This window comes from Arachidicoccus sp., from assembly GCF_050436765.1.
Taxonomy (GTDB): domain Bacteria; phylum Bacteroidota; class Bacteroidia; order Chitinophagales; family Chitinophagaceae; genus Arachidicoccus.
In genome coordinates this window covers 349-7,546 of the sequence record NZ_JBNQGD010000206.1, presented here as the reverse complement: position 1 = coordinate 7,546, position 7,198 = coordinate 349, and the positions used below count along the sequence as shown (strand labels likewise).

The window sequence follows — 7,198 nt, the reverse complement described above, 5'->3', positions numbered from 1 at the left end:
CATCTTTCTGAGTAATGTCCTTTTTATGCCATTTGGTCAACGCGTCTTTGGAAAAAATTCTGCCAACTAACGTCCAGTGTATTTTGTCCTTCGAATAAATAAAAGGGATGCCTTTTCCTGTATAAAAAACATAATAAATATCCCCCTCCTTTATCATTGTCGGATCATGAACTCTTGGTCCCGCCGGGGTGTTTATGTCAAATTTTTGCGCATTCGCCGGAGCAAACATCATTAAAAAAATGCCAATCACAATGAATACGTTAATTGTCTTTTTTATTATTTTCATTTGCAATCATTGAATTAAAATGAGTCTACTACTACCGAAAATCAATTACTTGTTTTCACTTTGTAAATGAATAGAAACAGGTGTTAAATATATATTTGGCTTCGGCGGCTGCTTCATTCCTACACCTAAATAATAATCGGTATAAGGTGGTTGATTGTAGCCCACATTTTGCCATGCAATACTCAACCGATATTCGGGGTTCTGCATTAGTGTATAAAAACGATAATTTGTCGGAATCGTGGTGGTATATATGTGGAGGGCTTGATTATCTCTTGTTCGCCAAATCACTTCTTCTCTCCAATCACCAAAAAGGTCTGCACTTAGCGCCGGATTAGCCTTAGTCCCATTATTTGACAGGCATTCATTTGCGATAAGTAATGGAACCTCTCTACTGTTTTTCCAGTCCCATTTTGTAATTCTATTTCGATCTAAAAGTTCTCTTAATAAATCTCCATCCCACCAGACACCAAAATTATCTGACCTCGGCGCTTTTCCAATATTATTACCCTTCACATCTTTTAAACCTTCAGAGCTTCCCCAAGTTTCTGTACCGAGATATCTCGGGTCAATGTCGGCAGCCATTCCCCTACCCACATCTTTATTTAGATCACTTGTCCAAAGAATCTTGCCGGTTTTAGCATCATACATTGCAACACCCGGTCCGGTAGTTCTATCTTCAATTTCATGAATACCATAGACTTCCATTCCTGGTCTTGATGGGTCTAAGTCACTTAAATGCACAGCATCCCCATGTCTTAATCCAGTGCTGTATAAACCTTTCCCATTATCATCAACGCACATAGAGCCATAGACAATTTCGTCTTTACCATCGCCATCAACGTCAGCAACAGCCAGGTTATGATTACCTTGCCCGGAGAACGCATTACTTCCATCTTTGCTATCAAAAACCCAACGTTTGGTCAACTTACCATGCCTATAGTCCCAGGCAGCCAAAACTATTCTGCCATAATAACCCCTGCACATAACTAAGCTCGGATGAACCCCATCCAGATAAGCGATACAGGCTAAAAATCTATTCGCTCTATTACCATAATTATCATTACCCCCATTGCCTCCTTTCCCACCCCATTTACCTATATCGCCTCTTGGCGGATCGTAAGGGACAGTCTGCATGGCGGCACCTGTTTGCCCGTTAAAAATGGTCAAATATTCAGGCCCGTGCAATATTCTTCCATTCTTATCTCTATAGTGCTTTGAAGAGTCACCAATAACATGACCTTCCCCATCAATGGTTCCATCGGCAGTTTTGCAAGCAAATTCCGCCTTACCATCCCCATCTAAATCATATACCATGAACTGCGTGTAATGTGCTCCTTCGCGAATATTGCTGCCTAAATTTATCCGCCACAAAAATGTACCATCCAATTTATAAGCATCGAAAATAGGTGGGTCTGTCATTCCATTTTGAGAATTATCCTTTCCTCTTCCCGTCATGTGAACGATTAACTCATATTGTCCATCTCCATCTAAATCACCAACCGAAATATCGTTGGGCGTATACCCCAGCGGCGTTTTTAAAGGAACATTTAAATATTGTTGAACAGGCGTATTAGCTTTTAAAATATAAGAGGCACTACTCCCCCCCTCCTTTCCATTTAAGACTGAACGAACGAAATAAATGTTTGGTTTTGTACTATCCACATGGCTATCAACATAATTTGTAGAAGTCAGGATGGGTTCCGTATTTAATTTCTTAGGAGCACTATCACCTGATTTTCGATAAAGGTTGAAAGCTACATTTTGAGGATCAGTGCCAAATAATCGCCAGCTAATAAAAACCTTCCCACCTCCTTCGTTAATAGCAACAACACCCCGCGTAAGGCTTTCCATTTGCCTTTGCCCTTTTGTATTATTTGTAACCAATAAAAGCCCAAAAAAAGGCATTAATAAAAGCATAATACTTTTTCTCATAAAACTATTTTTTGATTGTAGAAGTTGTTATTTTAAAAACATAATCGTAAGGATTCGGTTTAACTATTGGGAGCTGGAGTTCCAACCCATTTTCGGTATTTTTGAAAACGAGCGAGTTATTGGCGCCCAATAATTTTACATCGGTAATTTTCTTTCCTTCAAATACACCACCTTTCAAAGATTTTATTACAGCAACTTTTCCGGGCCATGACATAGCAATCGCAAATAGTGTATCCTTTTTCGTGGTGAATCTAAAATCAGATCCGGTGTATTTATATTTTCCTAAATTTACAGTGGTATCGGCAGAATGTCCCTCACCGAATTGTTTCCAAGGTCTTGAACCATAAATAGCGTCCCCATTAACCTTTAACCAACTACCAATAGCTAATAGAATTTGTTGTTGCGCTTGCGGAATACTGCCGTCACCTCTTGGAGAGATATTCAGAAGCAAAGCACCATTTTTACTTACATTATCTATTAATTCATGGAGTATAGACGCGACACTTCTGTATTTCATATCACTTACATAACCCCAAGAGTAATTACTAATCACATCATCAGTTTGCCAGAAATTTTTCTGAATTGTTTTGGGGCTCCGTACTTGTTTCTCGTATTCGTGTACGCCGGCAGCATCAGGATAAGCATAATATTTTGTAAGTATAGCTGCACCATCTTTCCATTTAGAAGCCGTATTATAATAATAGGCTCCAAACTGTTGTTTCATCGAATCTAGTCTGGCAGAATCAACACCATTATCAAAGTAAAACAAGTTAGGATGATACTTATCAACTAATTCCTGTGCCTCCGCCAACCACTGATTCAAAAATGGTTGCGTCTCAATAGAATCAGGCGGCTGCGGGGGCCCGTAAAATCCTGCATTCTTAGGATCGAACAAATCATTAGGCTCTTTTAATTGTGGATATAAAAAAGACCAATTTTCAATCTGATGATCAGACACACCAAAAACCAACCCGACTCGCCTCACCGCTTTGGCTAATTCTCCTACCAAATCTTTATGAGGCCCCATATCTTCCGCATCCCAAACCGTTAAATCGCTCGCATACATTTTGAACCCATCATGGTGTTCGGCAGTAGGAATTACATATTTTGCTCCGGCAGCTTTGAATAAGGCAGCCCATTGTTGAGGGTCAAATTTATCCGCTTTTAACAGGGGGATAAAATCTTTATAGCCAAAAGAATCTTGTCGACCAAAGTGCATTTTGTGCCAATCTGAAATAGCTTTACTACTATACATATGACGAGCATACCATTCGTTGTGAAAGGCCGGTATGGCATACAATCCCCAATGAATAAAAATACCAAATTTCGCATCCCTGAACCATTCGGGAACCCTATAGTTTTTTTCTAAAGAAGGCCAATTAGTCTCGAACGAACCTTTCGGTATAGGATTCACCGAACCGCCCGGCAAATAATCTACAAACCTCGGATGAACATGCGTTTGATAATAAAGAGGCAAAAATTTTACGGGTAAGGCGGCCAATACAACAATTCGGGTTTCGCGAGGTGCTAAATCCAAGGGTATTTTGGCAAACCCATTCCCGATAAAAGCGCCCCCAGCCGGCACAATAATACCATTATTTGGATTCCAAACTTGTACTAAACCACTCCCCAAAATAGTACAAGTACTTGCTCGTTTTTGGTCGCTGTTGTTATAAAAAACATAGACGTCGCCGTCTTTTAACAGGCGATGCCTATATCGAAATGTAGCATTCGCATTTTCTATAGTAACATTATTTTCGTCGCTATTGCCACCTAAGACATTTATGATTCTTCGCTTTGCAATCGCAGACTGATGCCTATCACATACATAATTAGACAAATCAATTTGAAAATGATTAAAGCTAATCGGCATCTTCTTCTTATTTGACTGAGTAAACTCTTCCGCCAAACGATTTACAGTCGTTGGCATCCTATCTGCACTTTTCTGCCCATAAGCCATGGTGCAAAGTATTAATACAACAAATAGGATACTTATATTTTTCAACTTTGTCATTTTACAGTTTCACGTTGGTTGAATTTTCAATTTTTAATACACCATTATCGTTTGTTTTCAACCTTACATTTTTAAAATGCCAATCTGCCCCATAGTTGATTCCACCTGCTGTATTGGAAGCTATATGTATGTCAGTAAGATGTACATCTTTTAATAAAGAGGTCTTCATACCAGTAGCCGAAATAGCTGTTGCGCAACCTGTTCCAAAAACATTTTGGATGAATACATTTTGAATTGTCGGCTTGCCTCTTTCAGGAGATACCTTTTCTAGCATTACTTTCCAATAGGGGGGTATAGAATCATAATTATAATCTTTAGGCAGCGTAGTATAGCTATAATTAGGATTCCAATTGAGATTCAAATGAATGGCCGTTTTTACATTTTTCATTTTCAAATTTTGAATATGAATATCTTCTACTGTGCCACCGCGGGTGAATGCAGACTTAAAATTCACGCCGTTCCCAGTCCCTATTGCTTCTGAATTTTCCACTAATACATGCCTGATACTGCCCGATGTCTCACTGCCAAAAGTACATAAGCCCCCACCGGATCTGGCAATACAATGACGAATAACAACGTATTCAGTAGGTTTGTTCACCCTTAATCCATCTGCATCTCTGCCAGCTTTGAGGCAGTAGTCATCATCATTACAATTAACATCACAATTTTGAACTAAAATATAATCTGAAGAGTCAATATCAATACCATCCGTACTGGGACCATGTCCACCAATATTATTTTGAATAGTAATACCGTCTACAGTAACATGATTGGAGTAAAGTATATGTACTGTCCAAAAACCAGCGCGTTGCAAATGCAAACCCTTTAATGTAATATCGGACGAATTAGAAATTAAAAATAATCGGGGTCTACGACAATCATAATCGGCAGCCCAACGGATACCTTTTGGGTCGTAAATTTTACGCATAGTCCAGTATTTATCCCAAAATATTTTGCCTCTCCCATCTACTATACCCTCACCGATAATGGCTACATTTTTTTGATTTAGCACATTGATTAATGCAGCCGGCCACTTCATTTCAATACCGGCAACACGCGTCTCTATCAAAGTGTAATCATCAATATTTTGGCTGCCTACAATTTTAACGCCCTCATCAATTTTTAACGTAACACCAGATTTTACAAAAATGGACCCGGTCAAATATGTTCCCTTATTAAAAGTGACAATACCGCCGCCGGCTGCAGCACATGCATCAATTGCTTTTTGAATTGCTGCTGTATTTTTAGTAGCCCCATCACCTATTGCACCATATTTATTTACGCTAAATTCCCGGGTTGCTTTAGGCATTTCTCTTGCGCCAACATTCTTCGCCCAGTCTAGTACCGGCTCTGTATTATTGTTGAGATTATTATCGAAATTATTGCTGGGTAAAGCAAAAGCAGAAACAAAAATCAATACCACAGTAAATATAGATAATACGTTTTCTCCTTTCATGTTATTTAATTATTTAATTCCCATAAGGTTTTACACTCGTAAACATGGGGGTAAAAGGCAAATCCCAATTTTCAAAATTATCTGGCTTTGCCGGGTCGAATATTTTTACATTCTTTTTGATGGCATTTTTAAAATCAAGATTTGAGTTCCTGACACCTTCTACCATACACTTTGCCAATTCATAAGCACCAAAACCACTAAAATGGGTGTTGTCAGCCAATGTGATATTTTGTCCGGGAAATGTACCCGCCGGGAACTGAACGAATAATTTTTTAGATGATTCTTCTCCATAAGCCTCATATAAAATCTTGGTCATTTTGTTTAAGTCGATAAGCGTCACATTATCTTTTTTGGCTTCATAGCGCATTGCTGCGGGAAACTCACCTAAAGTATTGATCACTTTCCCATTTTTATCAAAATCGCGTCTGCAAGTGGAAGTCACCAACACCGGAATCGCCTGATGGGCACGGGCGGAATCAATAAATATTTTTAGATATTTATTATAGGTAGTATAAGGTTCTTCACCCGAACCCTTTTTTTGATCATTATGTGCAAACTCAATAAACAAATAATCCCCGGGCTTAAGCAAACTGGCAATCTTAGACAGTCGCTTTCTGGAGAAAGAAGACCTAAGCGTCTCACCTGAGGCAGCCATATCTGCAATGGCAATATTTGAATTAAAGAAAGATGGGAACATTTGCCCCCAACAAGACCAAGGCTCTAATTGCTGATCCGTCACTGTGGAATTACCCGAAAGAAAAACTGTGGGCACATGGTCTACCTTTTGAATCTCAATTCCATCTACACAAACTGCTGTATTGCTAAATTCTAAAGTAAGTTTGTTATCCCAATCAAGTTTATCTACTTCTCTAGGTTTTAATTTAACCACATGATGCGCATCGATAATGCTATCCCAAACGCTTACAATGAAACTAACTGCCTTAAACTCACCTGGTTTTGTCACGACTTCTTTGCACATCAATCTGCGCGACTCCGCTTTTATGGTGGTAACAGAAGAACGCAATTTGTCACCCAGATGAACAGTAACCCTATAATTTCCTTGCGGCAGTTTTACAGAAAAAAACATAGAGCCAATGCTTGTACAAAAATCGCTGGTCAAAGCGTCATCACCTCCTCTGTCTATCGCAATAGCCTGTGTACCATAATCAAAGCCATAGCCTGATTTATCTGAGTATAGACTAGTCGCCGTTACCTGCTGATAACCACTTGCAACTTTTCCCGTGCCAAAATCAAACTTATAAATGGCTTGTGCATTGACTGATTGTGTAAAAAATAACACGGAGAAAAACATGCCTATATTAGCAAAGAATTTTTTCATTGTATAAATTTGAATTTATTTGGATCTGTCCTTAATTAAATGGTAAAAATTAGAAGCAGGCTGGTCTTTATAGGGTTTTAAATCTAACATTTCTGCGCCGGCCCTTAAAACAGGCCCTTCCCCCATAGCTAAATTTTTCCGCTCGGGTCTATTGTAATAAGCGACAATAGA

Annotated in this window: 5 protein-coding genes and 1 pseudogene; all 6 read right to left on the bottom strand. The window is 38.9% G+C overall.

All coding sequences use genetic code 11. From position 1 onward, the window contains the following. Positions 1–286: pseudogene (locus tag ACQR30_RS09115) on the bottom strand (hypothetical protein); the annotation flags it as partial. A gap of 45 nt (positions 287–331) precedes the next feature. Then, complete coding sequence (locus tag ACQR30_RS09110) at positions 332–2,218, bottom strand: rhamnogalacturonan lyase (RefSeq protein ID WP_429734248.1); 1,887 nt, start codon at positions 2,216–2,218, stop codon at positions 332–334. Between the two features lie 4 nt (positions 2,219–2,222). Further along, complete coding sequence (locus tag ACQR30_RS09105) at positions 2,223–4,223, bottom strand: alpha-L-fucosidase (RefSeq protein WP_429734246.1); 2,001 nt, start codon at positions 4,221–4,223, stop codon at positions 2,223–2,225. Positions 4,224–4,233: 10 nt separating this feature from the next. Continuing rightward, positions 4,234–5,688: a glycoside hydrolase family 28 protein gene (locus tag ACQR30_RS09100; RefSeq protein ID WP_429734244.1), complete on the bottom strand. Its 1,455-nt coding sequence runs from the start codon at positions 5,686–5,688 to the stop codon at positions 4,234–4,236. A gap of 13 nt (positions 5,689–5,701) precedes the next feature. Beyond that, the gene (locus ACQR30_RS09095; RefSeq protein WP_429734242.1) at positions 5,702–7,027 is read right to left on the bottom strand and encodes a rhamnogalacturonan acetylesterase; all 1,326 of its coding nucleotides are present in this window, start codon (positions 7,025–7,027) and stop codon (positions 5,702–5,704) included. Between the two features lie 15 nt (positions 7,028–7,042). Next, on the bottom strand, positions 7,043–7,198 hold a 156-nt coding region (locus ACQR30_RS09090; protein ID WP_429734250.1), incomplete at its 5' end, for a hypothetical protein.